Origin of the sequence: Streptomyces sp. NPDC003456 (genome assembly GCF_042878735.1) — a bacterium.
GTDB lineage: Bacteria > Actinomycetota > Actinomycetes > Streptomycetales > Streptomycetaceae > Streptomyces.
Genome location: NZ_JBIAOK010000005.1, coordinates 506,407 through 532,413, shown reverse-complemented (window position 1 = coordinate 532,413; position 26,007 = coordinate 506,407). Strand labels below are relative to the sequence as shown.

General features: G+C 73.2%; 21 protein-coding genes. 7 read left to right on the top strand and 14 right to left on the bottom strand.

The window, feature by feature from the left end; translation table 11 throughout:
• Window positions 1-23 precede the first annotated feature (23 nt).
• On the top strand, window positions 24-1,259 hold the full coding sequence (locus ACFYWG_RS23370) for a S1 RNA-binding domain-containing protein (protein ID WP_389203282.1): 1,236 nt from the start codon (window positions 24-26) through the stop codon (window positions 1,257-1,259).
• Between the two features lie 6 nt (window positions 1,260-1,265).
• Entirely contained in the window at window positions 1,266-1,529 is a 264-nt protein-coding gene (locus ACFYWG_RS23365; RefSeq protein ID WP_389203280.1) for a S1 RNA-binding domain-containing protein, read from the top strand.
• Window positions 1,530-1,635: 106 nt separating this feature from the next.
• Here ACFYWG_RS23365 and ACFYWG_RS23360 read toward each other — a convergent pair whose 3' ends face one another.
• From ACFYWG_RS23360 to ACFYWG_RS23325, 8 genes are all read right to left on the bottom strand, one after another.
• The gene (locus ACFYWG_RS23360; protein ID WP_376323969.1) at window positions 1,636-2,658 is read right to left on the bottom strand and encodes a TIGR03842 family LLM class F420-dependent oxidoreductase; all 1,023 of its coding nucleotides are present in this window, start codon (window positions 2,656-2,658) and stop codon (window positions 1,636-1,638) included.
• Between the two features lie 11 nt (window positions 2,659-2,669).
• On the bottom strand, window positions 2,670-4,070 hold the full coding sequence (hydA, locus tag ACFYWG_RS23355) for a dihydropyrimidinase (RefSeq protein ID WP_389203278.1): 1,401 nt from the start codon (window positions 4,068-4,070) through the stop codon (window positions 2,670-2,672).
• Between the two features lie 82 nt (window positions 4,071-4,152).
• Window positions 4,153-4,995: a nitrilase-related carbon-nitrogen hydrolase gene (locus ACFYWG_RS23350; protein WP_376323966.1), complete on the bottom strand. Its 843-nt coding sequence runs from the start codon at window positions 4,993-4,995 to the stop codon at window positions 4,153-4,155.
• Window positions 4,996-5,150: 155 nt separating this feature from the next.
• On the bottom strand, window positions 5,151-6,749 hold the full coding sequence (locus ACFYWG_RS23345; RefSeq protein ID WP_389203275.1) for a PucR family transcriptional regulator: 1,599 nt from the start codon (window positions 6,747-6,749) through the stop codon (window positions 5,151-5,153).
• A 29-nt stretch (window positions 6,750-6,778) separates the two neighbouring features.
• Window positions 6,779-8,065, bottom strand: coding sequence for an aspartate aminotransferase family protein (locus ACFYWG_RS23340; RefSeq protein WP_389203273.1), 1,287 nt, complete (start codon window positions 8,063-8,065; stop codon window positions 6,779-6,781).
• Window positions 8,062-8,904 carry a nitrilase-related carbon-nitrogen hydrolase gene (locus ACFYWG_RS23335; protein ID WP_385415050.1) on the bottom strand — a complete coding sequence of 281 codons (843 nt, stop codon included), beginning with the start codon at window positions 8,902-8,904 and terminating at the stop codon, window positions 8,062-8,064. Before ACFYWG_RS23335 ends, ACFYWG_RS23340 begins: the two co-directional genes overlap by 4 nt.
• Before the next feature lie 170 nt (window positions 8,905-9,074).
• The gene (locus ACFYWG_RS23330; protein ID WP_389203271.1) at window positions 9,075-10,850 is read right to left on the bottom strand and encodes a hypothetical protein; all 1,776 of its coding nucleotides are present in this window, start codon (window positions 10,848-10,850) and stop codon (window positions 9,075-9,077) included.
• Between the two features lie 107 nt (window positions 10,851-10,957).
• Window positions 10,958-11,209, bottom strand: coding sequence for a helix-turn-helix domain-containing protein (locus ACFYWG_RS23325; protein ID WP_389203269.1), 252 nt, complete (start codon window positions 11,207-11,209; stop codon window positions 10,958-10,960).
• A gap of 32 nt (window positions 11,210-11,241) precedes the next feature.
• Here ACFYWG_RS23325 and map point away from each other — a divergent pair, with 32 nt between their 5' ends.
• Together map and ACFYWG_RS23315 are read left to right on the top strand one after the other, a co-directional pair.
• Window positions 11,242-12,009 carry a type I methionyl aminopeptidase gene (map, locus tag ACFYWG_RS23320; protein WP_385415042.1) on the top strand — a complete coding sequence of 256 codons (768 nt, stop codon included), beginning with the start codon at window positions 11,242-11,244 and terminating at the stop codon, window positions 12,007-12,009.
• A gap of 178 nt (window positions 12,010-12,187) precedes the next feature.
• Window positions 12,188-14,722, top strand: coding sequence for an ATP-dependent Clp protease ATP-binding subunit (locus tag ACFYWG_RS23315; RefSeq protein ID WP_376323954.1), 2,535 nt, complete (start codon window positions 12,188-12,190; stop codon window positions 14,720-14,722).
• Window positions 14,723-15,245: 523 nt separating this feature from the next.
• Here the strand turns inward: ACFYWG_RS23315 and ggt are convergent.
• The gene (gene ggt, locus ACFYWG_RS23310) at window positions 15,246-17,045 is read right to left on the bottom strand and encodes a gamma-glutamyltransferase (RefSeq protein WP_389203266.1); all 1,800 of its coding nucleotides are present in this window, start codon (window positions 17,043-17,045) and stop codon (window positions 15,246-15,248) included.
• Window positions 17,046-17,148: 103 nt separating this feature from the next.
• Between ggt and ACFYWG_RS23305 the strand changes: the two genes are divergently transcribed.
• Both ACFYWG_RS23305 and ACFYWG_RS23300 read left to right on the top strand, forming a co-directional pair.
• Entirely contained in the window at window positions 17,149-17,904 is a 756-nt protein-coding gene (locus tag ACFYWG_RS23305) for a hypothetical protein (RefSeq protein ID WP_383498656.1), read from the top strand.
• Window positions 17,905-18,019: 115 nt separating this feature from the next.
• On the top strand, window positions 18,020-19,588 hold the full coding sequence (locus ACFYWG_RS23300) for an alpha/beta fold hydrolase (protein ID WP_389203263.1): 1,569 nt from the start codon (window positions 18,020-18,022) through the stop codon (window positions 19,586-19,588).
• A 217-nt stretch (window positions 19,589-19,805) separates the two neighbouring features.
• Here the strand turns inward: ACFYWG_RS23300 and ACFYWG_RS23295 are convergent, their stop codons facing one another.
• Together ACFYWG_RS23295 and ACFYWG_RS23290 are read right to left on the bottom strand one after the other, a co-directional pair.
• Complete coding sequence (locus ACFYWG_RS23295; protein WP_376323947.1) at window positions 19,806-20,549, bottom strand: amino acid ABC transporter ATP-binding protein; 744 nt, start codon at window positions 20,547-20,549, stop codon at window positions 19,806-19,808.
• Between the two features lie 140 nt (window positions 20,550-20,689).
• A complete protein-coding gene (locus ACFYWG_RS23290) occupies window positions 20,690-21,097 on the bottom strand; it encodes a DUF6278 family protein (RefSeq protein WP_376323945.1) in 408 nt (135 codons plus the stop codon).
• Between the two features lie 248 nt (window positions 21,098-21,345).
• On the opposite strand from ACFYWG_RS23290, the gene ACFYWG_RS23285 reads away from it, so the two are divergent.
• A complete protein-coding gene (locus tag ACFYWG_RS23285) occupies window positions 21,346-23,085 on the top strand; it encodes an SGNH/GDSL hydrolase family protein (RefSeq protein ID WP_389203528.1) in 1,740 nt (579 codons plus the stop codon).
• Between the two features lie 23 nt (window positions 23,086-23,108).
• Here ACFYWG_RS23285 and ACFYWG_RS23280 read toward each other — a convergent pair whose 3' ends face one another.
• The 3 genes from ACFYWG_RS23280 to pcaC are packed head-to-tail and all read right to left on the bottom strand — an operon-like array spanning window position 23,109 to window position 25,912.
• Window positions 23,109-23,888, bottom strand: a complete 780-nt coding sequence (locus ACFYWG_RS23280; protein WP_385415031.1) for an exodeoxyribonuclease III — start codon at window positions 23,886-23,888, stop codon at window positions 23,109-23,111.
• Window positions 23,889-23,933: 45 nt separating this feature from the next.
• Window positions 23,934-24,569 (bottom strand): MBL fold metallo-hydrolase, encoded by a 636-nt coding sequence (locus ACFYWG_RS23275; RefSeq protein WP_376323941.1) that lies wholly within the window; start codon window positions 24,567-24,569, stop codon window positions 23,934-23,936.
• A gap of 32 nt (window positions 24,570-24,601) precedes the next feature.
• On the bottom strand, window positions 24,602-25,912 hold the full coding sequence (gene pcaC, locus ACFYWG_RS23270) for a 4-carboxymuconolactone decarboxylase (RefSeq protein WP_376323939.1): 1,311 nt from the start codon (window positions 25,910-25,912) through the stop codon (window positions 24,602-24,604).
• Between the last annotated feature and the right edge of the window lie 95 nt (window positions 25,913-26,007).

Here is a 26,007-nt window from a genome sequence, read left to right as displayed (position 1 = left end):
CTTCAGACCGCCCAGGGAGCAGCGTGCCGCCGTTCGTCCACCAGATCACCAAGTACGACCCCGCCCACCGTGACGAGTGCGGTCACTACAGCGGTGCCGAGGACACGGCCAGTGATCACGGGCCGGTCGAAGAGGCCTACCTGGCGGCAGTCGCCGCCTTCGCGCAGGCGGCAGGCATCGACGAACTGGAGATCCGCGAGCCGCAGATCGTGGCCTTCGCCCACTTCGGCCTGGAGCCACCGGTCGACGGCTACGGTCTGACCGGCCTGTTCCCGGCCGGCCCGGCCGGGTTCCACGACGGCGCTGTGGTGCCGCTCGCCGTCGGCCTGGAACTCGTCCGGGCCATGCTTCGCGACAACGGCGCCTGGTGCCGATTGGAGGCAGGGGCAGCGTTCACCGTGCACGTCGGCTGGGACCAGTACCTCTACGTCGGCAGCAGCGAGCCCTGCGAAACCGCACTGGCCCGCACCCGCGCGCTCGGCCTGTTCCCGGAACGCCTGGACGCATCGCCGTACGACTTCGCCCCCGACGACGCCGCGTACGTGCAGCGGCCGGCCGACGCCGACTTCTGGGCCCGCCTGCACTGGACCGTCAGTACCCACCGCGCGGTGTTCCTGGAGGAGGTCTTCGTCGACAACGCCTCCCGGTGGCACCGCCTGACCCGCGACAACATCGAGACCGTGCGCTCCCGCCTGGCCCCACGCGCGCGGCTGGCGATCTGGCCGGACCTGCTCACCGACGTCGACAAGGCCACGGCCGCTCTGCCCGACGAAGGCCTCGTGGAGATCGTCTGGGAGGACGAGGAGGGGCAGATGACGAGCACGGTCGTGGACGAGACCCAGTTCGAGGCAGTGACCTCCCAGCTCTCCGGCGCGCGTGCCGCCGGCGCCCTGTCCATGTATGCCGGTGAGGATCTTCCGCTGTTCACCGCTGTGCTGCCCGACAGCGACGGCGTGCTGCGCGCTCGCTGGCAGACCGAGCCGACGCCCAGCGACCTGGACTGGGCGTTCCTGAAGACCCTGCGGCGCGGCCAGGTCGTCACCGGCACGGTGACGACCATCGCCGACTTCGGCGTCACCTTCGTGGACATCGGCGGCTTCACCGCGATGATCAACATCCCGGAGTTGTCCTGGCGCCCGATCGATCACCCGTCCGACGTCGTCAGCGTCGGCCAGGAGGTCACAGCCGAGGTCCTCGACGTCGACATGGTCAGGGAACGGGTGACACTGTCGCTGCGAGCAGTGCAGGAAGACCCGTGACCGCAGGTGGCGCAGAGGATCGGGCAGGTGGTCAACGGGCCGGTCACCAAGATCGTGCCGTTCGGCGTCTTCGTCCGCATCGAGGACCGAGAGGACGGCTTCCAGGGGCTCGTACGCACCAGCGAGCTGGATGAATCGTCCGTTGACGCCGTCGAGGTCGGCGACGTCCTCGCTGTGAAGATCATCGACGTCGATCTCGCACGCCGTCGTATTGCCCTGTCACACGTCCAGGCTCTTGCCGCTGCCACAGGAGGTCAGCCGTGTGACTGACGACGAGGCGCCCAGGGCCCGCACCAACGGGGGAAGGGGTGTTCGAGAGCGCGCAGGCCCCCTTCCCGAGCCGCTGGGAAGGGGGAGTTCGCGGGGGTGGCGGTGGTCAGCCGTTGACGGCGGGGATCACCCGTGATCCGTAGGCGTCGATCACGGACTCCTGCGCGTCGTGCATGTCGTAGACGGCGAACTGGTCGACGCCGAGGGCACGCAGCGCGTTCAGCTTCTCGATGTGCTGCTCGACCGTGCCGATCAGGCAGAACCGGTCGACGATCTCGTCGGGCACGAACTGGGTGTCCGGGTTGCCGGCCCGGCCGTGGTGGGAGTAGTCGTAGCCCTCGCGTGCCTTGATGTACTCGGTGAGTTCGTCGGGGACCGCCGCGGAGTGCTCCCCGTACTTGGACACCAGGTCGGCGACGTGGTTGCCGACCATGCCGCCGAACCAGCGGCACTGCTCGCGCGCGTGAGCCAGGGCACCGGGCGAGTCGTCCTCGGTGACGTAGGCGGGGGCGGCGACGCAGACGGTCACCTCCGAGGGGTCGCGCCCGGCGGCCGCGGCCGCGTCCTTCACGGCCCTCACCATGTACTCCGTGAGGTACAGGTCGGCCAGCTGGAGGATGAACCCGTCGGCCTCCTCACCGGCCATCTTCAGCGCCTTGGGCCCGTAGGCGGCCATCCACACGGGCAGTTCGGCGTCCGGCTTGATCCACGGGAACCGGACGACGGTCCCGCCGCCGAGGTCGGCCTCCTGCCCGCTGCCGAGGGCGCGGATGACCTTCATGGCCTCGCTGATCCGGGCCAGGGTGTTGGGCTTGCGGCCGGCCACGCGCATCGCGGAGTCGCCGCGGCCGATCCCGCAGACGGTGCGGTTGCCGAACATGTCGTTGAGGGTGGCGAAGGTGGAGGCGGTGACCTCCCAGGTGCGGGTGCCCGGGTTGGTCACCATCGGGCCGACCTTGAGCCGCGTGGTGTGGGCGAGGATCTGGCTGTAGATCACGAACGGCTCCTGCCACAGCACGGCGGAGTCGAAGGTCCAGCCGTAGGTGAAGCCGTTGCGCTCCGCCCGCTTCATCAGGCTGATCACCCGCGAGGCCGGCGGGTCGGCCTGCAGGACGAGTCCGAAGTCCATCTGCGCCACTCCTAGCTGAGGTACTGACAGGTGGATCGCGGGGTGAACACGCCGTGCCCGGCGCGCCCGGTGAACTCCCGCTCGGTGAGGACGGGTTCGCCGCGCGAGAGGACCGTCTCGACCCGGCCGGTGACCCGCCTGCCCTCGTACGCCGAGTAGTCGACGTTCATGTGGTGCGTCTCGACCGAGATGACCTGCTCGGCGTGCGGGTCGTAGACGACCACGTCGGCGTCGGCGCCCGGCGCGATGGTGCCCTTCTTCGGGTACAGGCCGAACATCCGGGCCGGGGTGGCGCAGGCGATCTCGATCCAGCGGCGGCGGGAGAGGTGCCCGTCGACGACCGCCTGGTGGAGGAGGTCCATGCGGTTCTCCACCCCGGGCAGGCCGTTGGGGATCTTGGAGAAGTCGCCGCGGCCGAGTTCCTTCTGTCCGGCGAAGCAGAAGGGGCAGTGGTCGGTGGAGACGACCTGGAGGTCGTTCGTGCGCAGTCCCCGCCACAGCGCGGCCTGGTGCTCCCTGGGCCTCAGCGGGGTGCTGCACACGTACTTGGCGCCCTCGAAGTCCGGCTCGGCGAGGTTGTCGGTGGACAGGAACAGGTACTGCGGGCAGGTCTCGCCGAAGACGTTCAGGCCCTCGTCGCGGGCGCGGGCCAGTTCGGCCACCGCCTCCGTCGCCGAGACGTGCACGACGTACAGCGGCGCGCCGGCGACCTGGGCCAGCCGGATGGCGCGATGGGTGGCCTCGGCTTCCAGCAGGACCTTGCGGACCTCGCCGTGGTAGCGCGGGTCCGTCTCGCCGCGGGCCAGGGCCTGTTCGACCAGGACGTCGATCGCGATGCCGTTCTCGGCGTGCATCATGATCAGGCCGCCGTTGTCGGCGGAGCGCTGCATGGCGCGCAGGATCTGGCCGTCGTCGCTGTAGAAGACGCCCGGGTAGGCCATGAACTGCTTGAAGGAGGTGATGCCCTCCTCGACCAGGTGGTCCATCTCCTTGAGCGTGTGCTCGTTGACGTCCGAGACGATCATGTGGAAGCCGTAGTCGATCGCGCAGTTGCCGTCGGCCTTGGCGTGCCAGGCGTCGAGCCCCTCGCGCAGGCTGTGCCCGACGCTCTGCACGGCGAAGTCGATGATCGTCGTGGTGCCGCCCCAGGCGGCGGCGCGGGTGCCGGTCTCGAAGGTGTCGGAGGCGAAGGTGCCGCCGAAGGGCAGCTCCATGTGGGTGTGGGCGTCGACGCCGCCGGGGATGACGTACTTCCCGGTGGCGTCGATGGTGCGGTCCGCGGTGAAGGTGTCCGCCGCGGGGGTGCCGGTGGTGGCGAGGGCGGCGATGCGGCCGTCCTCGATCAGGACGTCGGCGTGGACCTCGTCGGATGCGGTGATCACCAGGCCGCCGCGGATGACTGTACGGCTCATCGGTCGCTCCTCACGGTGTGCGCGTGACGGTTGTTCGTGGCTGGTCGCGCCCGCGCGGCGGCAGCCGCACGCCGGGTACGGCCTAGAGCTCGGTCAGCGGGCCGTACGCGCCGGGCGCCCGGTCCCGGTAGAACTGCCAGCGGTCGCGGACCTCGCGGAGCTTGGCGAGGTCCAGGTCCCGGACGACCAGCTCGGGTTCCTTGCCGCTCGCCACCTCGCCGACGAACCGGGCCTCGGGGTCGACGAAGTACGAGGTGCCGTAGAAGTCGTTGTCGCCGTACTCCTCGACGCCTACCCGGTTGATCGCGCCGACGAAGTACTCGTTGGCCACGGCCGCCGCCGGCTGCTCCAGCTGCCAGAGGTAGCCGGACAGGCCCCGGGAGGTGGCCGAGGGGTTGAAGACGATCTCGGCGCCCGCGAGGCCCAGAGCGCGCCAGCCCTCCGGGAAGTGCCGGTCGTAGCAGATGTAGACACCGATCCTGCCGGCGGCCGTGTCGAAGACGGGCCAGCCGGAGTTGCCCGGCCGGAAGTAGAACTTCTCCCAGAACCCGCGCACTTGCGGGATGTGGGTCTTGCGGTACTTGCCGAGGTAGGAGCCGTCCGCGTCGATCACGGCGGCGGTGTTGTACAGCACACCGGGCTGCTCCTCCTCGTACATCGGCAGCACCAGGACGATGCCCAGTTCCTTCGCGAGGGCCTGGAAGCGGCGGACGATCGGCCCCTCGGGGATGTGCTCGGCGTAGGCGTAGAAGGCGGGGTCCTGGACCTGGCAGAAGTACGGGCCGTAGAACAGTTCCTGGAAGCACAGGACACGGGCGCCCTGTGCCGCCGCGTCGCGGGCCGCCTGCTCGTGGACCTGGATCATCGACTCCTTGTCGCCGGTCCAGGCGGTCTGGAAGACGGCGGCGCGGATCACTCGGCTCATCGGGACCTCCGGTCGCTCGGTGTGCCGTGAGCCTAGGCAGGCCGGGACGCGTCGTTGAGGTGCACCGTGTCACGTCCGGGGGCGTTCGGCGTGTCACCGTGTCACTGCTTCGTGGGTCCATGTTTCACCGCCGTTCTCCCAGGTGGTGGCAGGTTTCACTGCTGTTGCGCGTCGTGCGCGAGGAGCGCGATGTGCACGGAGGCGGCCTGCTCGAAGTCGTCGAGGTCCACCCCGAGGCGCAGCTGTATGGCCTCCAGGCGGCGGTAGAGGGCGGGCCGGGAGACGTGGTGGAGCTGAGCGGTGCGGGACTTGTTGCGCCCGCTGGCGAGATAGGTGCGCAGCACCGCCAGCAGGTCCTCGTCGCTGTCGCCGAGCAACCCGTCCAACTCGCGTTCGGCGAAGGACTGCACGTGCGGGTCGTCGCGCAGCAGGCGGACCAGGCCGCGCAGGTGGACGTCGTGGAGGCGGACGACCGGGGGCAGGCCGAGGGCGGCGGCGGAGTCGGCGACGGCGTCCGCGACGTGCTGCGCCTCGCGCAGTCCGGCGGGTACGTCGTCCCAGGCCGCCCGGGGTTCGGCCGCGGCGACGACCGTGCCGTCGGGGCCGTTCTCCCTGCGCAGCCGGGCGGCGAAGTGCGCGGCGAGCGCGGCGGCGTCCTGGTCGTGGGGCAGGCTGAGCAGCACGGCGGTGGCGCCGTCGGCGAGTTCGGCGACCAGCCCGGGCAGGCCCAGCAGCCGCAGCAGCCGTTCGAGCCGGGCGGGCTCGCCGCCGGGTACGACCAGCGGCACGAACGTCCGCCGGTTGACGGGCAGTCCGGCCGCCCGGGCCCGCGGCAGCAGCTGCCGCGCCGGCACGGCACCGCCGGCCAGGTCGGTCAGCAGCCCCCGCGCGTACTGCTCCTCCCAGGAGCATCCGGCACCGGTGCCGAGCATGCGGTGCAGGACGAGGGCCTCGGCGGCGCGGTCGGCGAGCAGCCGTCCGGTGGCGGTGTCGCCCCGGTAGCCGCACAGCACGATGCGTCCCCAGCGCTCTCCGCGCCCGCCCAGTTCGGCCCGGATCCAGCCGTCGCCTGCGGTGCCTCCCTGCGTGCCGGAACGGCCCGGGCGGTGCCCCCCTGCCTGGCGGGCGATGCGCTCCCAGTCGCGCAGCACGTCGTCCACCGCGGGCCGCTCCCCTGCCGTGCCGAGGACGCGGTGGGCGAGGTTGGTGACGACGACCGGGCAGGCGCTGTGCCGGGCGATCTCGTCGAGCAGGCTCTGCAGCGGTGCGCCCGCGGTGATGAGGGCGGTGAGCGCGGTGCGCACGGCCTCGGAGAGGCTCACGGCGGCGAACTTGCGCCGCACCAGCCGCGACTGCACCTCCTCGGTCAGTTCGGCGAACGGGAAGGGCCGGTGCAGGACGACCATCGGCAGTCCGCACCGCTCGGCGGCCCGGCGCATCACGTCGGGGGCCGCGGGGAAGGCCCGGCCCAGGCCCAGGACGACGGCGGCGGCCTCCGCGCGGTGCAGGGAGCGGACGTACTCGGCCTGGCGGCCCTCGTCCCCGGCGAGCAGCACGCCGGTGGTGAGGACCATCTCGCCGCCGCTGAGCATCACGCCGACGTCGGCGGCCTCGGCGACGTGCACCCAGCGCACGGGCCGGTCGAGGTGGCTCGCCCCGGCCACCACCTCGGGCTCCCCGGCGAGGACCCGCTCCAGGGCGAGGACCTGCCGGACCGACAGGGCCGGTTCCGGGGCGTCCGAGGTGATGGTCATGGCGACGGCTCCCCTTGGTCAGTCCATCCCTAGCGGATGCTCCTCAGAGCGTCCTCGAGGATCGCGGCGCCCTCCTCGGCCTCCGCGACGTTCAGCGACAGCGGCGGGGCGACGCGCAGTGCGCTGGTGTCGTGGCCGCCGCCCTTGCCGATCAGCAGGCCGCCCTCCCGCGCCGCCTCCAGCACCGCCGCGGCGGCCTTCGGGTCGGCCTCGTCGGTGCCGGGACGGGTGATCTCGATGCCGATCATCAGGCCGCGTCCGCGCACCTCCCGTACGGCCGGGACCTGGGCGGCGGCCGAGCGCAGCCGCTCGATGAGCAGGCCGCCCACGCGCCGGGCGTTGCCCTGCAGGTCGTGCTCCAGCAGGTAGGTGAGGTTGGCGAGGCCCGCGGCCATGGTGATCTGGGTGCCGCCGAAGGTGGAGATGCTCTGGGAATCCAGGCAGTTCATGATCTCGGAGCGGGCGACGACCCCGCCGACGGACATGCCGTTGCCGATGCCCTTGGCGAAGGTCAGGATGTCCGGCGGCCCGTTCCGCCCGTGTGCCTGCCAGCCCCAGAAGTGCTCGCCGGTGCGGCCCCAGCCGGTCTGCACCTCGTCGGCGATCCACAGGATGCCGCGTTCGTGCAGCACCTCGCGGAAGGCCGCGTGGAGCCCGTCGGGCGGGGACGTGAAGCCGCCGACGCCCTGGATGGGTTCGGCGATCAGCGCGGCGGGCGGGCGGGTGTGGCCGAGGAGGTCCTTGAGGTCGTCGACGCAGGCGTCGATGAACTCGGCGTCGCCGAGGGAGGCGAACGGGCCGCGGGAGCGCACCCCGCCGTGGACGTACAGCGTCTGCAGCGGGGTCAGCGAGGTCGGGGACCAGCCGCGGTTGCCGGTGATGCCCACGGCGCTGAAGGAACGCCCGTGGTAGCTGTTGCGCATCGCCAGGACCGTGTTGCTGCGCCGGTAGGCCGTGGCGAGCAGCAGAGCGGTGTCGTTGGCCTCGGTGCCGGAGGTGGTGAAGAAGACCCGGGCGTCCGGGATGCCGCTCAACTGGGCGATCCGCTCGGCGAGTTCGACCATCGGGCGGTTGAGGTACAGGGTCGAGGAGTGGATGATCCGCCCGGCCTGCTCGCTCACCGCCTTGGTGACCTCGGGCAGGGCGTGCGCGGTCATGGTGGTGAGGATGCCGCCGAAGAAGTCGAGGTAGCGCTTGCCCTCGGCGTCCCAGACGTGGCGGCCCTCGCCGTGGGTGATCTCGAGGGGCTCCTCGTAGTAGAGGGCGAGCCAGTCCGGCAGCACGGCCCGGTGGCGGCCCAGCAGGTCGTGGGTCACGGCTGCACCAGCCCTTCGTAGGCGTCGGGGCGGCGGTCGCGGTAGAAGGCCCACGTCTGCCGCACCTCTTCGATGAGGTCGAGGTCGATGTCCCGGACCACGAGCTCCTCCGCGCTGTCACTGGCGACCTCCCCGACGAACTGCCCGCGCGGGTCGACGAAGTAGCTCGTGCCGTAGAAGTCGTTGTCGCCGTACTCCTCCTGGCCGACCCGGTTGATCGCGGCGATGTAGTACCCGTTGGCGACGGCCGCGGCGGGCTGCTCCAGGCGCCACAGGTGGGAGGAGAGGCTGCGGTGGGTGGCGGAGGGGTTGTAGACCAGCTGGGCCCCGGCCAGGCCGAGTTGGCGCCAGCCCTCCGGGAAGTGGCGGTCGTAGCAGATGTACACCCCGATCCGGCCGGCGGCGGTGTCGAAGACGGGCCAGCCGAGGTTGCCGGGCTTGAAGTAGAACTTCTCGCGGAAGCCCTTGAGCTGGGGGATGTGGTGCTTGCGGTACTTGCCGAGGTAGGTGCCGTCGGCGTCGATGACGGCGGCGGTGTTGTAGTAGAAGCCGGGCTGCTCCTCCTCGAACACCGGCGCGACGATCACCATGCCGGTCTCGCGGGCGAGCGCCCGCATCCGCCGTACGGTCGGCCCGTCCGGGACGGGCTCGGCCCAGCGGTAGTGCTCCGGCTCCTCGACCTGGCAGAAGTAGGGGCTGTTGAAGACCTCCTGGAACCCGATGATCTTCGCGCCCCGGCGGGCCGCCTCGCGGGCGTGCTCCTCGTGTTTCGCCACCATGGACTCGGTGTCGCCGGTCCAGGTGGCCTGGACCAGAGCGGCACGTACGACGTTGGCCATGAGCTGCTCCTTCGACGCGACGTCTGCGCCTCTACGCCCGTAGAAGCGGGCCGTAGAGCCACGAACGTAAGCCTCCCGCACGGGCTTGCCAAGACCATCGTCGCCAACCCGCGGGGCGGAGCGCGATTGGCACTCCTGTGGGTGAGTCGCCGGGTCCGTGCCGGCGCCGGTCAGGCGGGTGATCCGGCGGCCCGCAGGGCGGTCGCGACGTCGCGGCGCCGCTGGTCCGACACGCCCCCGGCGGCCCGGAGCAGCAGCGGCGCGAGCCGCTGGGGGCCGGGCTCGGCGCTGCGGGCGGCCTCCTCGGGTGTGCGGACCCGGACGTAGGTGTCGAGCAGTGCGCGCGCCTCGCGGTCCCGGCCCGTGTCGAGCAGGCCGAGCACCTCTCGGCCGATCTCGCCCGGTGGGCGTGCGACGCCCTGCCGCAGGACCTGCCGGCCGTCCTCGGCCCGCCCGGCCGCGGTCAGCGCGTCCGCGGCGGCGACGAGCCGCCCGGCGGGCAGGCAGGCGGCCTCCCACAGCAGGGTCTGCCAGTCGGCGTCCAGCCCGGCCCGGTGGAGTTCCTCCGCGAGCAGGGGCAGGCGGACGGGGTCCCCGTGGGCGGCCTCGGCCAGCAGGGCGTGGGCCTGCCCGCTCCGCCCCTCGCCGCGCAGCCGGGCCAGCGCGGCCACGATCTCCCCGGCCTCCTCCCGTAAGCCCGCGGGGACCTCTCCCCCGGCGGCCCCCACGGGTGCGGCCACGGCCTCCTCCGCGACCCCGGCGAAACGGGCCCCCCGGGGCGTGCGGGCGGCGGCCGGGGCGGGAGCCGGAAGCCCCGGCCCGGCGGCGTCCGGGACGGCGACGGCCTCGCTCTCCTCCTCGGCCATCCCGGCGAAGCGGGCACTGCCGCGCCGCCGCCTGCGGGCCTGAGCCCCGCGCCCGGCCCCGGCCGACGGGTCGCGGGGATGCCGTCCCGCGCCGCCACCGCCGGGGCCATGCTCCGACTCGTCCCCGGTGCGCGCATGCGTTCCCGCGCCCCCGGCCTGCGGGGCCGGGCCGTACGCGGACACGTCGGTGCCTCCGCCGGGCTCGCCCCCGGTGCGCGCAGGCGTTCCCCCGCCCCCGACCTGCGGGGCCGGGCCGTACGCGGACACGTCGGCGCCTCCGCCCGGCTCGCCCCCGGTGCGCGCAGGTGCCTCGGCCTGCCCGGCGGGCTCACCCGGGCCCTGCGGCGGCAGGGAGTTCCCCGCCCGGGCGCCCCGGCCGTACGGAGCCGACTCGGCACCCCCGGCGTGCGGCCGCGTCTCGGCGGCCGGGGCCCACGCGCCCCGGCCGTTCGGATACGCGCCGACGGTCCGGCTCGGCCGGCCCCTGCCGTGCGGAGCCGTGTCGGCGGCCCTTCCCGGCTCACCCCCCGCTCGCGCGGGCGCCCCGGACTCCCCGGCCGGCTCCTCTCCGGCGTACCTCTCCGCGTCGGCGATCCGGGCGCGCAGCTCCGCGCAGCGTGCGCTCGCGCGTTCGTCGTCGTCCTCGGCCCAGGCCAGGTCACGGGCGAGGGCGTCGGCCAGGTCGCGTGTGGGGGCCGTGGCCAGTCTGCGGGCGAGGGCGGCCCGGCGTTCGGCGGCGGCCCGCTGGGTGCGCAGCAGCACGTCGAGGCGGTGGTGGAGGGCGGCCCGGGCGCCGGGCAGGCTGTCGCAGGCGCGCAGCGCGGCCGTGTGCAGGGTGCGCATCCGTGCGCTCTCCCGGGCCGCCGCCTGCGGCCCGTACCCCGCGGCGAGGTCGCTCAGCAGCGAGTCGACCACGTCCCAGGGCGGCACCTCGCGTCCGTCGAGGCACGCCTGCATGCCCTCGGCATCGCGCTGCCAGAACACCGCGCACCAGCCGCCGTACGGGTCGAGGCGTGCCAGCAGCCCGTCCAGGTGGTTCGCGAACTCCCGCAGCACGTCAGGGAGTTGTTCCGCCGTCATCACTCAACTCCCGCCCGACCGGAGCACTCCGCCCCGTAGGCAACACCAATCGTGTTACAGCGGTGCTACGGAGAGTTTTCCCCTGCGGGGCGGCGCGCCGGGGCGGCTCAGACGGGCACCGGCACGCACAGCCCGGCCAGTTGATCCATCGACAGGCCGAGGACCGCGGCCAGCGCGGCCACCGTGAAGAAGGCCGGGGTCGGGGCCCGTCCGGTCTCGATCTTGCGGAGGGTCTCGGCGGAGATGCCGGCGTTCGCCGCGATCTCCGCCATGCTCCGGTCGCCACGCGCCTCACGCAGCAGCCGGCCCAGCCGCTCGCCGCGTTCGCGCTCTTCGGGGGTGAGAGGGGTGCGCACCATGCCCCCATTCTAATACCGGTATAGTAATTGGCATGGTGGAGCTGAAGACGGACACATCGATCGACGCGATGCACGAGGCGGGCCGGGTCGTCGCCCGCGCCCTGACGGCCGCGCGCAACGCCGCCGCCGTGGGCGTGACCTTGCTGGAACTGGACGAGGTCGCGCACGACGTGCTGCGCGAGGCGGGCGCGTCCTCGCCGTTCCTCGGCTACCGGCCGTCCTTCGCGCCGACCCCGTTCCCCGCCGTCCTGTGCGTCTCCGTCAACGACGCGATCGTGCACGGCATCCCCACCCGCTACCGCCTGCGCGACGGCGACCTCGTGTCCATCGACTTCGGCGCCGAACTGGGCGGATGGGTCGGCGACTCGGCGCTCAGCTTCGTCGTCGGCACCCCGCGCGCGGCGGACCTGCGCCTGATCGGGACCGCCGAGCGGGCCCTCGCGGCCGGTATCGAGGCCGCCGTCGTCGGCAACCGCATCGGCGACATCGCGCACGCGATCGGGACGGTCTGCCGCGCCGCGGGCTACGGCATCCCCGACGGTTTCGGCGGCCACGGCATCGGGCGCCGGATGCACGAGGACCCCGGGGTCCCGAACGAGGGCCGCCCGGGCCGCGGCATGCGCCTGCGGCACGGCATGGTGCTGGCGATCGAGCCCATGGTCGTCGCGGGCGGCACGGACCACTACCACGCGGCACCCGACGGCTGGACGCTGAAGACGAACGACGGTTCCCGCGCCGCCCACGCGGAGCACACCGTGGCGATCACGGACGCCGGGCCGAGGATCCTGACCGCCCGCTGAGCACACCCCTTTCGTCCCCGTCCGTCCCGAAGGTGCCCCTGGTCGTCGATCGTGCGAAGGTGTTCTACGAGCGCGCCCCAGGTGTAACGGGCTGCCACCCGGGTTACCCGACCCCGGCACGTCGACCAGCGAGGGCGTCCCCCGCCCGGGCGCCGGGGACGCCGGGAACGGAAGGCCCATGAGCAGCGGCTTCACCAGCCCGGAGGGCTACGGCTCGGACCCCTTCGGAGAATTCCTCGCACGTTTCTTCGGCGGACCGCGACCGGGGCCCCGGCAGATCGATCTCGGCCGGCTGCTGAGCCAGCCGGCCAGGGAGCTCGTCCGCGGCGCCGCCCAGTACGCCGCCGAGCACGGCAGCCGGGACCTCGACACCCAGCACCTGCTCCGGGCGGCGCTCTCCACGGAGCCGACCCGGACCCTCCTCACCAAGGCCGGCGCCAACCCCGACTCCCTCGCGTCGCAGATCGACGAGCGGTCGGGTCCCGCGCAGCACACCCCCGACGACGCCCCGCCGCCCACCGCGCTGTCCCTCACCCCGGCCGCCAAACGGGCCCTGCTGGACGCGCACGACATGGCCCGGGCCCGGGGCTACGGCTACATCGGCCCGGAGCACGTGCTCAGCGCCCTGGCCTCCAACCCCGACTCGGCCGCGGGGCACATCCTGAACGCGGCCCGCTTCGCCCCCACCGAGCCCGCCGAGGCGCCGGAGGCACCCCAGGCCGAGCGGCCCCGGCCCACCAACACGCCCACCCTGGACAAGTACGGCCGTGACCTGACGGAACTGGCCCGGCAGGGCCGCATCGACCCGGTGATCGGCCGGGACGAGGAGATCGAGCAGACCGTCGAGGTCCTCTCCCGCCGCGGCAAGAACAACCCGGTGCTCATCGGGGACGCGGGCGTGGGCAAGACCGCCATCGTGGAGGGCCTGGCGCAGCGCATCTCCGAGGCGGACGTCCCCGACGTGCTGATCGGGCGCCGGGTCGTCGCCCTGGACCTGACGGGCGTGGTCGCGGGCACCCGCTACCGGGGCGACTTCGAGGAGCGGATGAACAACATCGTGGGCGAGATCCGCGCCCACTCCGACCAGTTGATCATCTTCATCGACGAGCTGCACACGGTCGTGGGCGCCGGCTCCGGCGGCGGCGAGGGCGGCTCGATGGACGCCGGCAACATCCTCAAGCCGGCCCTGGCCCGGGGCGAACTGCACATCGTGGGTGCCACGACGCTGGAGGAATACCGCCGCATCGAGAAGGACGCGGCGCTGGCCCGCCGCTTCCAGCCGATCATGGTGCCCGAGCCGACGCCCGCGGACGCGCTGGAGATCCTGCGCGGGTTGCAGGACCGCTACGAGGCCCACCACCAGGTCCGCTACACCGACGACGCGCTGGTCGCGGCCGTGGAGCTGTCCGACCGCTACCTCACCGACCGCAGGCTGCCCGACAAGGCCATCGACCTGATCGACCAGGCCGGAGCCCGGGTGCGGCTGCGGGCCCGGACCAAGGGCACGGACGTGCGGACCCTGGAACGGGAGCTGGAGCAGCTGACCCGGGACAAGGACCAGGCGGTCGCGGACGAACAGTACGAGCAGGCCACGCAGTTGCGGGACCGGATCGTGGAGCTGAAGCAGCGCATCACGGAGGCCGGCGGCGACGGCGAGGTCGACGAGGGGCAGGACCTGGTGGTCGGGGCCGAGGCGATCGCCGAGGTCGTGTCGCGGCAGACGGGCATCCCGGTCAGCAGCCTCACCCAGGAGGAGAAGGAACGCCTGCTGGGCCTGGAGGAGCACCTGCACGAGCGGGTGGTCGGCCAGGACGAGGCGGTGCGGGTGGTCGCCGACGCGGTACTGCGCTCCCGCGCGGGCCTGGCCTCCCCCGACCGCCCGATCGGCAGCTTCCTGTTCCTCGGCCCGACCGGCGTCGGCAAGACGGAGCTGGCCCGGGCGCTCGCCGAGGCGCTGTTCGGCAGCGAGGACCGCATGGTCCGGCTCGACATGAGCGAGTACCAGGAGCGCCACACCGTCAGCCGCCTGATCGGCGCCCCGCCCGGGTACGTCGGCCACGAGGAGGCGGGGCAGCTCACCGAGGTCGTGCGCCGCCACCCCTACTCGCTGCTGCTGCTCGACGAGGTGGAGAAGGCGCACCCGGACGTCTTCAACATCCTGCTCCAGGTGCTCGACGACGGACGGCTGACCGACTCCCAGGGCCGCACGGTGGACTTCACCAACACGGTCATCGTGATGACCAGCAACCTGGGGTCCGAGGCGATCACCCGTCGCGGCGCCACCCTGGGCTTCGCCTCGGGCGGCGCCGACGCCGACGAGGAGGCCCGCCGGGAGCAGATCCTGCGGCCCCTGCGCGAGCACTTCCGCCCGGAGTTCCTCAACCGCATCGACGAGATCGTGGTGTTCCGCCAGCTCAGCACGGAGCAGCTGCGCCGGATCACCGACCTGCTGCTCGACCGCACGCGGTCCCTCGTCCGCGACAAGGGCGTCACGGTCACCTTCACCGACCGGGCCGTGCAGTGGCTCGCCGAGCGCGGCTACCAGCCGGAGTACGGCGCCCGCCCGCTGCGCCGCACGATCCAGCGCGAGGTCGACAACCAGCTGTCACGCCTGCTGCTGGACGGCCGGGTCGCCGAGGGCGGCCGGGTGACGGTGGACGTCCAGGACGGCCGCCTGGCCTTCGAGTCGACGCAGAGTCCGGCAACGGCCTGACAGGGTCACGGGGCCGTACCGACGGCTGCGCCGCGGTGGGGCGTGCCGGCGGATGGCTGCGCCGCGAGGGGCGAATCCGCCGCGGCTGCGCCTGCGGAGCCGTGCCGCCGGCGGCTGCGCCATGTCGGGGCGTGCCCTCGGGCGGCTGCCCACCACGGCGGAGCCGCGCCGACGGGCACTGCGCACAGTGGGGCCGCCCCGGCTGGCACTGCACCCCGTGCGACCGCGCCGGCAAGCGGCTGAGCCCCCGCGGAGCCGTGCCGCGGGCGGCTGCGCCATGTCGGGGCGTGCCCTCGGGCGAACGCGCGCCGACGGAGCCGCGCCGACGGGCGCTGCGCACAGTGGGGCCGCCCCGGCAGAGCCGCGCCGACGGGCACCGCCGCCCCGTGAAGCCGCGCCGGTCGGCGGGTGCGCCCTGTGGGGAGACGTGCCGACGGACGCTGCGCCCCGACGGAGCCGCGCCGCGGGCGCTGCGCGTCGTGGGGCGGCTGGTCCGCCCCCCCCACTCACGCGCGCCCGGCCCTCACCGTACGGGCTGGACCACCATGGCCGACCCGCCGCCCCGCCGTACGGTCTCCGCGGCAGCCAGCCACTTGCCGCCCGGGAGCCGCTGGACGCCTGTGGCCGCGCCGATCTCCGGGTTCGCCTTGAACGAGTGCCCGATCGCCTCCAGCCGCTTCCTCACCTCGCTGTCGAGCCCCGGTTCCAGCTCGGTCTGCGCGGCGTTGCGCTGGCTGGCCCGGGGCGCGGCGATCGCGTCGACGAGCGGCAGCCCGCGGTCGAGGAACCCGGTGAGCGTCTGCAGCACGGTGGTGATGATCGTCGCGCCGCCCGGGGACCCCAGGGCCACCACCGGCCGGTCGTGCCGGTCGAGGACGATCGTCGGCGACATCGACGAGCGCGGGCGCTTGCCCGGCCCGGGCAGGTTCGGGTCGTGCACGGCGGGGTTCGCCGGGGCGAAGGAGAAGTCCGTCAGCTCGTTGTTGAGCAGGAAGCCCCGCCCCGGCACGGTGATGCCGCTGCCGCCGGTCTGCTCGATGGTGAGGGTGTAGGAGACGACGTTGCCCCACTTGTCGGCCACGGTCAGGTGCGTGGTGCTGTCGCCCTCGTAGGTCGTCGGCGCCGCCGTCCCGCCCGTGTCGCACCGCTGGGGCGTGCGCGGGTCGCCGGGCGCCACCGGGCTGGTGAGCACGGCGTCGTCCTTGATGAGGCAGCCGCGCGAGTCGGCGAACCGCTGTGACAGCAGTTCCTTCGTCGGCACGTCCTCGAAGGCGGGGTCGCCCACCCAGCGGCCCCGGTCCGCGAACGCGATCCGGCTGGCCTCGATGAAGCGGTGCAGGTACCGGGCCTTGCTCGCCTTCGACAGGTCCGTCCGCTCCAGCATGTTGAGCGCCTCGCCGACCGTGGTGCCGCCGGAGGAGGAGGGCGCCATGGAGTAGACGCCGAGGCCGCGGTACGTCGTCCTGCTGGGCGCCTGGAACCTGAGGCGGTACGACGCCAGGTCCTCGGCCGTCAGGTCGCCCGGCCGGGCGTTCCAGCCGGAAGCGGGGTCCACCGGCGGCTTGTTGACGGTGTCGGCGATCTCCTGCCCGAGCCGGCCCTGGTAGAGCGCGCCGACCCCCTTGCGGGCCAGCTCGGCGTAGGTGCGGGCCAGGTCGGGGTTCTTGAAGGTGGAGCCGACGACCGGCAGGCGCCCGCCGGGCAGGAACAGCTCGGCGGTGTCCGGGAAGTAGCGGAAGCGGGTCTCGTTGGACGCCGTCTGCGCGCGGAAGGTCTCGTCGACGGTGAATCCGTCGCGGGCGAGCCGTTCGGCCGGCTTCAGGACCGTGGACAGCCGCTTGCTGCCCCACCGGTCGAGGGCCGCCTGCCAGGTGGCGGGTGTGCCGGGCGTGCCGACGCTCAGGCCGCTGCTGACGGCCTCGGCGAAGGGGACCGGCTTGCCGTTCTCCACGAACAGTTTCTCGTCGGCGCTCAGCGGCGCGGTCTCGCGTCCGTCGATGGTGCGCACCGTGCGGGACCCGGCGTCGTAGTAGACGAAGTAGCCGCCACCGCCGATGCCGGCGGAGTAGGGCTCGGTGACGCCGAGCGCGGCGGCCGTGGCGACGGCCGCGTCGACGGCGTTGCCGCCCTTGCGCAGCACCTCGATGCCGGCGGCGGAGGCGTCCGGGTCGACGCTGGAGACGGCGCCGCCGTAGCCGACGGCCAGGGGCTCCTTCTCACCCCCGCCGCTGCGGGCGGCGGGTGGCGCGGCCGCTCCCAGCGAAGCCACCACGGCGGCCGAGACCGCCAGGACCGTCAGATTCCGTGCGACAGGGCGACGCATCCGCACCTCCAGTCGAAGCCGTCCGCGCAGCTTAATTCATCGGCATGGCCGCGTCAGGCAGGCGTCGAACACCGGTGCGTCGGGCCCGCTAGCATGCGCGCCCATGAATGACGACGTGCGCAACATCGTCCTGGGCGTGATAGCGGCGGGCATCAGCGCCGCGCTCGGCTGGGTGGCCCGCACCTACCTGTACAAGCGCAGGCTGCGGCGCAAGCAGAGGTTCTTCGGGCTGCCCGACAACTCCGAGTCGCTGCTGGTGGTCAACCGCAACGCCGGGGGGCCGGAGTTCGCGGTGATGCGCTACGACGTGTTCGCGCTGCTGGAACTGGCCGCGCTGATCAAGGACTGCAACGCGCACGCCCAGATCCTGCCGCACGACACGGCCCGTCAGGGATTCGGGGAGCGGACCGAGTTCTGCGTCGGCGGTCCGGCCTCCAACCGCCGTATGGCCGCGCACCTGTCGTCCCTGCTGCCCGGGGTGCGGGTGAACGTGGAGGCCGAACCGGGCGAGGACCGCGGCGCGTTGCTGGTGGGGCAGGACCGCTACCGGCTGGACAAGGGCCGGCAGGAGTACGCGCTGCTCGCCCGGCTCACCGCCGGGCGCAGCCAGAACACCCGCCCGGTGTTCCTCTTCTGCGGCCAGACGGCGATCACCAACCAGGCCACCACGCGCTATCTCGCCCGCAACCACGAGCAGCTGTCCCGCAAGCACGGCGACAACTCCTTCGTGCTGCTGCTGAAGGTGGTCAACTCGGAGGCGTACGGGCCGGACGTCGTCGAACTGGTCGGGGACGTGACCCGGGCGGCGCAGACACCGCAGCCCGTCGCGGCTCCACGCGGCGCACACCGCGCCTCCTGACGTCCTCCACGTCTCAACAATCGTTACTGGCACGTAACTTACCGACGGGTTACCTCTGGTAAGGAGGCGCGGTTACCGTTCGGTCACTTTGCACTGACACGAGTGAGGAGTGACCGTGGGACCCCACCGCAAGGCCCTGCGCACCACCGCCGTAGGCGCCGTCTCGGCGACCCTCGTCGCCGGTACCGCCCTCGGACTCGCCCCCACCGCCCAGGCGGCGCCGCACCCCGTCCGTTTCGTCGACATCGCGGGCGAGGGCGGCACCGTCCTCAAGGCCAACGTCGTGACGCCCTCGGACACGGCGGCCACCGCCCGGTACCCGCTGCTCGTCATGCCCACCAGCTGGGGTCTGCCCCAGATCGAGTACCTGGCGCAGGCTCAGAAGCTCGCCGACTCCGGCTACGTCGTGGTCACCTACAACGTGCGCGGTTTCTGGCAGTCGGGCGGCGAGATCGAGGTCGCCGGGCCGCCCGACGTCGCCGACGCGTCGAAGGTCATCGACTGGGCCCTGGCACACACCCCCTCCGATCCCGCCCACGTCGGCATGGCCGGCGTCTCCTACGGCGCCGGCATCAGCCTGCTCACCGCCGCGCACGACGAGCGGGTCAGGGCCGTCGCCTCGCTCAGCGGCTGGGCCGACCTGATCGGGTCGATCTACGCCGGGCGCACCCAGCACCTCCAGGCGGCCGCCGTGCTGGACGGCGCCAGCATCGTCACGGGGCGCCAGGGCGCCGAAGTACGCGGGGTCTTCGACGACTTCTACAGCTCGAACCTGGCCAAGGAGCCCGAGCTGATCGCCTGGGGGAAGAAACGTTCCGCTGTCACCTACGTCGACCGGATCAACCGCAACGGCACCGCGGTCATGCTGGCCAACGCCTGGGGCGACTCGGTCTTCCCGCCCAACCAGGCCGCCGACTTCTACGAGAAGCTCACCGGCCCCAAGCGGCTGGAGCTGCGCCCCGGGGACCATGCCACCGCCGAACTGACCGGCCTGTTCGGGCTGCCCAACGACGTGTGGAAGAGCACCGCGCGCTGGTTCGACCACCACCTGCGCGGCGAGGACAACGGCATCGACCGCGAGCCGCCCGTGCGGCTCAAGTCACGCTCGGCAGGCCCCTACGAGAACTATGCGGACTGGAAGTCGGCGGGCGCGACCGAGCGGAAGATCGCCCTCGCGGACTCCCGGACGATCCGCGCCGGCGTCAACTCCGGGGCGGACGGCGGGGTCGTCTTCCTGTCCAGCATCCTGGACCAGGTGGCGCAGGTGCCCCCGATGGCCTCCATCCCCCTGCTCCCCCGCCGCTGGGCCGCGGTGTGGCAGTCGGAGAAGTACCCCTCGGCGCAACAGGTGCGGGGAACGGCCCGGTTGCACACGACCCTCACCCCGACCAAGGAGAGCGGCACCCTCGTCGCCCACCTGTACGACGTGGGGCCGCTCGGCCTCGGCAAGCTGGTCTCGCACGCGCCGTACACCTTCCACGGGCGCACCCCCGGAAAGCCGTTCGGCGTCGACCTGGAGCTGTACTCCACGGCCTACGACGTCCCGGCCGGGCATCGCCTGGCCCTGGTCGTCGACACGGTCGACCCGCTCTACATCGAGCACAACCCGTCCGGCGCGCAGCTGACCTTCTCCTCGCCTGCGAACGACCCGTCGTACGTGTCGGTCCCGCTGCGCGAGCAGTGATCTCCGGCTGCCGCCGGACGAGCATGGCCGATGTGAACCGCCGCCCCCGTGGCCTGCGGGCCGCGGGGGCCGCACCCGGTGCGGGCCCCGCGGACCGGACGCGCGGTCCGCTCAACCCGGTCGGGATCGGCGGTGTTCGACGTCCCCCTTCCCGACCGGGATGAAGGGAACATCGTAGTCGAGGTCCCCTCCGGGGGACCGTCCGGTACCCGGCCGGTCAGTGCTTGAGGATCTTGGACAGGAAGTCCTTCGCGCGGTCGCTGCTGGGGTCCGTGAAGAACTCGTCGGGCGTGCGGTCCTCCACGATGCGGCCGTCGGACATGAACACGACCCGGTTGGCGGCCGACCGGGCGAACCCCATCTCGTGCGTGACGACGATCATCGTCATGCCCTCCCGGGCGAGTTGCCGCATGACCTCCAGCACCTCGTTGATCATCTCCGGGTCGAGCGCCGAGGTCGGCTCGTCGAAGAGCATGGCCTTGGGCTCCATGGCCAGGGCGCGGGCGATGGCCACGCGCTGCTGCTGGCCGCCGGAGAGCTGCGCGGGGTACTTGTCCGCCTGGTCGGCGACGCCGACGCGGTCGAGCAGTTCACGCGAGCGGCGGTCGGCGTCCTCCTTCTTGCGCCCGCGGACCTTGACCTGCCCCAAGGAGACGTTCTGCAGAACGGTCTTGTGGGCGAAGAGGTTGAACGACTGGAAGACCATGCCGACATCGGCACGCAGCCGCGCCAGGGGCTTGCCCTCCTCGGGCAGCGGCTGCCCGTCGAGCACGATCTGCCCGGACTCGACGGTCTCCAGGCGGTTGATCGCCCGGCACAGCGTGGACTTGCCCGATCCGGACGGGCCGATGACGACGACGACCTCCCCCCGGCCCACGGTGAGGTTGATGTCCTGCAGGACGTGCAGGTCACCGAAGTGCTTGTTGACGTCACGCAGCTCGATCAGCGGATCGACGGCCATACCCAGCCCTACTCACTCTCAGCTGTGTGGTGGTTGCGGCAACGTATCCAGGCCGGACGGGGCGCGAGGGGCGACACGCACCTGTCGATCATTAGCCGTATTTACGGCGGCCTTTGGGCCCGGGCCCGTGGCCGAAGGGCTCACGACTCGGCGACCTCCGCGTACAGCTGCGACAGCTCGGGCACGCCGTTCGCGGCCCATTCGTGCCCGGCGTCCACCACGTCGACCTCCCGGCCGGAGGTCAGCCGCACGACGGGCTGCCCGTCGGAGCGGAACTCCCAGGCGGCTCCCGGTACGGTGCGCACGATGACGGTGCCGAGGTACAGCCCGGCGTCGTTGCCCAGCCAGGACAGGGTCTCCTCGTCGTCCCGCCAGCCCGGGACCAGCTGGTCCAGCGCCTCCAGCGAGGCCACCGAGTCGTCCAGGGCGACGCCCGCCCGGGCCGCCTGACGGCGGAGCAGTTCGCACTCGGCCAGCAGCTCCGCGATGCCTGCCGGGTCGGGGAAACCGACCTTCCGGCGCCGGTGGCCCAGGAAACGGATGTTCATACGTCCAGCGTGTCATTCGTACCGCCGTACGCACCACAGGGCGCGCGGATCCGCCGGTTCCCGCCATGGCCATGCCCGGTTCATCCGACGCGCGTCGACGCGTCACCCGGGTGCCCGTGCTCTCACCGTGCGTTCCGCGCCCCTTGCGTCGTTGTCCCTGCGGTCCGTCCGTGCGTGCGCGTCCTGTCGCGCCGTGAGCCGATGAGCGGGAGGTGCCTGTCGTGCGCCGTGGTGTCCGGGGGATTCTCATGGTCCTCGCCCTGTGCGGGTCGCTGGTCCCCGCCGTCGGCGCGCGGGCCGCGCAGACGGGGCGGGCCGCGCCCGTGCCGCTGGAGCGGCTCTTCGACAACCGTGCCGTCGGCGACGACAGCCGGCCGGCGGCGGCCGACTTCGACGGCGCCGGGGCCTTCCTGCCGGCACGGGACCTGACGGCGGCGGGCTGGACGCCCGGCCGCGCCCTGACTGTCCAGGGGGCCCGGCTGGTCTGGCCGAAGCGGCGTCCCGGAGAGCCCGACAACGTGCGCGCGGCCGGGCAGGACGTGGCGCTCGCCGGCCGGGGCGACGCCCTCGCCTTCCTGGTGGCGGGCACCGCCGGCCGGCCGGTGGCCGGCTCCGGGACGGTCACCTACGCCGACGGCACGCGGTCCGGCTACCGGCTGACCGTGCCCGACTGGCGCACCGGACCGCTCGCCACGAAGGCGGTGGCCCTGCCGCACATCGGCACGCCCGCCGGCCGGCTCACCGAGCGGGCCCGGCTGTACGTCGTGACCGCGCCGCTGGTCCCGGGGCGGGCGGTCGCCTCGGTCCGGCTGCCGAACACGCCCGACACGCACGTCTTCGCGCTGTCGGTCCGCACCGCCACCCGTGGCTGGACGGGCACCTGGGGCACCGCCACGGGCGGTCACGGCCCGGTCGGCCCGTGGACGGACCGGACGCTGCGGCTGGTGGTGCGCACCTCGGCGGGCGGCTCCCGGGTGCGGGTGCGGTTCGACAACACCTTCGCGGGGGCGCCCGTGCGCATCGGCGGGGCGACGGTGGCCGTGCGGGCGTCGGGCGCCGCCGCGCGGGGCGCACCGGCGCGGCTGTCGTTCGGCGGTGCCGCCGGTGTGCGGATCCCCGCCGGGGCGCAGGCCTACAGCGATCCGCTCCGGTTCACCGTCCCGGCCGGCGCCGACCTGCTGGTCAGCTTCCACCTGCCGGGCACGGTCTCGGCCGCTCCCCTGCACCGGCTGGCGCGCCAGCGGTCGTACGTCAGTGGTCCCGGGGACCGCACGGCGGACCGCTCGGCGGGGGCGTACACCTCGGTGATCACCAGTCGGCCGCTGCTGGCGGGTGTGGACGTGGGCGGCGGCCCCGGGTCCGTGGTGCTGCTGGGGGACTCGATCACCGACGGTGAGAAGTCCACGGCGGACGCCGACCGGCGCTGGCCCGACGTCCTGGCCCGCCGGCTGCTGCGGCAGGACGCCGTGCCGCGCTACGGCGTGCTGAACGCGGGCATCTCGGGCAACCGCGTGACCGGCGACCGGTACCCGGGCGACGGGGTGTCCACGGACGCCGCGGGGGTGAGCGCCCTGCACCGCTTCGACCGGGACGTCCTGGCCCAGCCGTCGGTCCGCACGGCCGTCGTCCTCGAGGGCGTCAACGACCTGCGGTGGGGCGTGCCGGCGGAGCAGGTGATCGCCGGGCTGCGCGACCTCGCGGACCGGGGGCGCGCCCGCGGAGTGCGGATGCTCGGGGCGACGATCCCGCCCTGCGGTGGCGAGGCCCGCTGCACGGCCGCTGTGGACGCCGAGCGCCTGGAGGTGAACCGGTGGATCCGCCGGGGCGGGGTCTTCGACGGCGTCCTCGACTTCGACGCCGTCGTCCGCGATCCCGCGCGCCCGTCCCGGCTGCTGCCCGCCTACGACAGCGGGGACCACCTGCATCCCGGCGACAGGGGCCTGGCGGCGCTGGCGCACTCCGTCGACCTGCGGCTGCTGCGGCCGTAGGCAGGCCGCCGCAGGGACAGGCCCTAGACGTCCAGGTCGACCACGACCGGCGCGTGGTCCGAGGCGCCCTTGCCCTTGCGCTCCTCGCGGTCCACGTACGCGTCGCCGACCGCCTTGGCGAACGGCGCGTTCGCGTACACCAGGTCGATGCGCATGCCGCGGTTCTTGGGGAAGGCGAGCTGGCGGTAGTCCCAGTACGTGAAGGGCTGGTCGTACTTCAGCGGGCGCGGGACCACGTCCGACAGGCCCGCCTCGCGCAGGGAGGCCAGGGCGGCGCGCTCGGCCGGGGTGACGTGGGTGGAGCCCTCGAAGAAGGCCCGGTCGAAGACGTCGTCGTCGGTCGGGGCCACGTTGTAGTCGCCCATCACGGCGAAGGGACGGCTGCCCGCGGCGTCACCGGCGACGGCGGCCTTGAGGGCCTCCAGCCACTGGAGCTTGTAGGCGTAGTGCGGGTGGTCGACCTCGCGGCCGTTCGGCACGTAGACCGACCAGACGCGGACCGGGCCGCAGGTCGCCGAGATCGCGCGGGGCTCGGCCGAGCCGTCGTAGCCCGGGTCGCCGGGCAGGCCCTTGACGACGTCCTCGATGCCGACGCGGGAGAGCACCGCCACCCCGTTCCACCGGCCGGTGGCGTGGACCGCCGACTCGTAGCCCAGCTCGCGCAGCTGCTCGGCCGGGAACTGCTCCTCGGAGACCTTGGCCTCCTGGAGGCACAGCACGTCCGTGCCGCTGCTCTCCAGCCAGGCCAGGAGCCTCGGCAGGCGGGCGGTGATCGAGTTCACGTTCCAGGTCGCGATGCGCATGCCCCACAACCTACCCGGCGGGTCCGACAACGCCGCCCGGCCCCGTCAGACCTCGGCCGACTCCCCCGGCGTCAGCCGCAGGTGCTCCGAGCCGCCGAGCTGCCCGATCTGCCGGTCGTAGATCGGGCGGGCCAGGTCGGTGAGCAGGGCGTCGTGGACGTCGTAGGCGCGCTGCGGGCGCACCTCGCGGACGTAGTCGATGACCTCGGAGATCTTGCTCCAGGGGGCCATGACGGGCAGCAGCAGCGTCTCGACCGGCCGGCCGGGGACGGTCAGGGCGTCGCCCGGGTGGAAGACCTTGCCGCCGTCGACGAGGTAGCCGACGTTGGTGATGCGCGGGATGTCCGGGTGGATCACGGCGTGCAGTTCGCCGTGCACCTCGACGTCGAACCCGGCGGCGGTGAAGGTGTCGCCGTGGCCGACGGTGTGGACCCGGCCGGGGAACGCCGGCGCGAGCTTCTCCGCGACCGACCTCAGCGTCCAGATCTCGGTGGCGGGGCCGGCCTCCATCGCGGCCCGCAGCCGGGCCTCGTCGAAGTGGTCGGGGTGCTCGTGGGTGACCAGGATCGCGTCGGCGCCGAGCGCCGCGTCCGCCTCGGTGAAGCCGCCGGGGTCCAGGACGAGACTCCGGCCGTCCTTCTCGAGGCGGACGCACGCGTGCGTCTTCTTGGTGAGCTTCATGGTCTCCATCCTGCCTCCGGGTCCGCGGGGACTCACTCCTGCGGGGTGGTCTCCTCGCGGACGACCTGCTGGGCGACCCGGAACGCGCGGTTGGCCGCGGGCACGCCGCAGTAGACGGCCGCCTGGAGCAGCACCTCCTTGATCTCGGCCGGGGTGAGGCCGTTGCGCAGGGCGGCGCGGACGTGGACGGCCAGTTCGTCGAGGTGGCCCCCGGCGACCAGGGCGGTGAGGGTGACGCAGCTGCGGGTGCGGCGGTCCAGTCCCGGCCGGTCCCAGATCTCGCCCCAGGCGTAGCGGGTGACGAGCTCCTGGAAGTCGCCGGAGAACTCGTCCGCCTCCGCCAGCGCCCGGTCGACGTGCGCGTCGCCCAGGACCTCGCGGCGCACCTTGATCCCCGTGTCGTAGGGATCGGGCCGTCCCCGCTCCTGCGGGACCGCGGCGGCCGGGGCGATCTCGGCGACGGGCCCGCTCTGCGGGGGCTGCGGCGGGGCGGGGGACGTGACCGGCCGGAGGGCGGCCGTGGCGGGCAGGGCCGTCTGCCCGGTGGAGGTCTCGAAGACGGGCTGCCAGGCGGTGGAGAAGTGCCTGACCAGCAGGTCGGTGACGGCGCCCGGCTGTTCGACCGGCACCAGGTGGGAGGCGCCCGGCACGACGGCGAGACGGGCGTCGGGGATGCCGGCGACCAGGGTCCGGGCCTCGGCGGGACCGGTGATCTGGTCGTCGGAGCCGACCAGGACCAGGGTGGGCACGCCGATCCGCCCCAGCTCGGGCCGCACGTCGAAGGAGGCGAGCGCCTCGCAGGCGGCGATGTAGCAGCCGGGGTCGGTGGTGCGGACCATCTGCACGGCCCACTCGGTGATCGCGGGCTGCGCGGCGGCGAACCCGCCGGTGAACCACCGCTCGGGCGCGGTGCGGGCGATGGGGTCGAGGCCGTTCGTCCGGACGATCACGCCCCGCTGCCGGAACTCGTCGGCGGTGCCGAAGCGGGGGGAGGCGGCGATGAGCGTGAGGGAGGCGAGCCGTTCGGGGTGGCGCAGGGCCAGCTCGATGCCGAGGGCTCCGCCGAGCGCGCAGCCCGCGTAGCCGAAGCGCTGCACGCCGAGCCCTTCGAGGGTCGCCAGCAGCCGGGTGGTGAGGTCGGTGACCGAGTCCGCCGGGTACGCGGGAGCGCCGCCGTGCCCCGGCAGGTCGAACCGCACGACCCGCCACTGCTTGGCCAGCTCGGGGACCTGACGGTCCCACATGTGCCAGGTCGTGCCGAGCGAGGGGCCGAGGATCAGGACGGGGGCGTCCTCCGGCCCGTCACAACGGTATTGCAGGGTGTTCGGTGGTGTCGCGCTCACCCTTCCGAGCCTCTCATCTCTCGCCGTGGCCCCGGCAGCGGGGGCCTGTGTACGGACCGGGCCACATCGTGCCATGGCGGGCGGGTCGGCACGGC

Bases quoted from the DNA above. Each gene is read 5' to 3' on its own strand.
- ggt (WP_389203266.1), bottom strand. From the start codon at position 17,045: ATGCGTCGCCCTGTCGCACGGAATCTGACGGTCCTGGCGGTCTCGGCC.
- ACFYWG_RS23345 (WP_389203275.1), bottom strand. From the start codon at position 6,749: ATGACCATCACCTCGGACGCCCCGGAACCGGCCCTGTCGGTCCGGCAG.
- ACFYWG_RS23295 (WP_376323947.1), bottom strand. From the start codon at position 20,549: ATGGCCGTCGATCCGCTGATCGAGCTGCGTGACGTCAACAAGCACTTC.
- ACFYWG_RS23350 (WP_376323966.1), bottom strand. From the start codon at position 4,995: ATGAGCCGAGTGATCCGCGCCGCCGTCTTCCAGACCGCCTGGACCGGC.
- ACFYWG_RS23325 (WP_389203269.1), bottom strand. From the start codon at position 11,209: ATGGTGCGCACCCCTCTCACCCCCGAAGAGCGCGAACGCGGCGAGCGG.
- ACFYWG_RS23285 (WP_389203528.1), top strand. From the start codon at position 21,346: ATGGTCCTCGCCCTGTGCGGGTCGCTGGTCCCCGCCGTCGGCGCGCGG.
- map (WP_385415042.1), top strand. From the start codon at position 11,242: ATGGTGGAGCTGAAGACGGACACATCGATCGACGCGATGCACGAGGCG.
- ACFYWG_RS23330 (WP_389203271.1), bottom strand. From the start codon at position 10,850: ATGACGGCGGAACAACTCCCTGACGTGCTGCGGGAGTTCGCGAACCAC.
- ACFYWG_RS23275 (WP_376323941.1), bottom strand. From the start codon at position 24,569: ATGAAGCTCACCAAGAAGACGCACGCGTGCGTCCGCCTCGAGAAGGAC.
- ACFYWG_RS23315 (WP_376323954.1), top strand. From the start codon at position 12,188: ATGAGCAGCGGCTTCACCAGCCCGGAGGGCTACGGCTCGGACCCCTTC.
- hydA (WP_389203278.1), bottom strand. From the start codon at position 4,070: ATGAGCCGTACAGTCATCCGCGGCGGCCTGGTGATCACCGCATCCGAC.
- ACFYWG_RS23290 (WP_376323945.1), bottom strand. From the start codon at position 21,097: ATGAACATCCGTTTCCTGGGCCACCGGCGCCGGAAGGTCGGTTTCCCC.
- ACFYWG_RS23335 (WP_385415050.1), bottom strand. From the start codon at position 8,904: ATGGCCAACGTCGTACGTGCCGCTCTGGTCCAGGCCACCTGGACCGGC.
- ACFYWG_RS23360 (WP_376323969.1), bottom strand. From the start codon at position 2,658: ATGGACTTCGGACTCGTCCTGCAGGCCGACCCGCCGGCCTCGCGGGTG.
- ACFYWG_RS23280 (WP_385415031.1), bottom strand. From the start codon at position 23,888: ATGCGCATCGCGACCTGGAACGTGAACTCGATCACCGCCCGCCTGCCG.
- ACFYWG_RS23305 (WP_383498656.1), top strand. From the start codon at position 17,149: ATGAATGACGACGTGCGCAACATCGTCCTGGGCGTGATAGCGGCGGGC.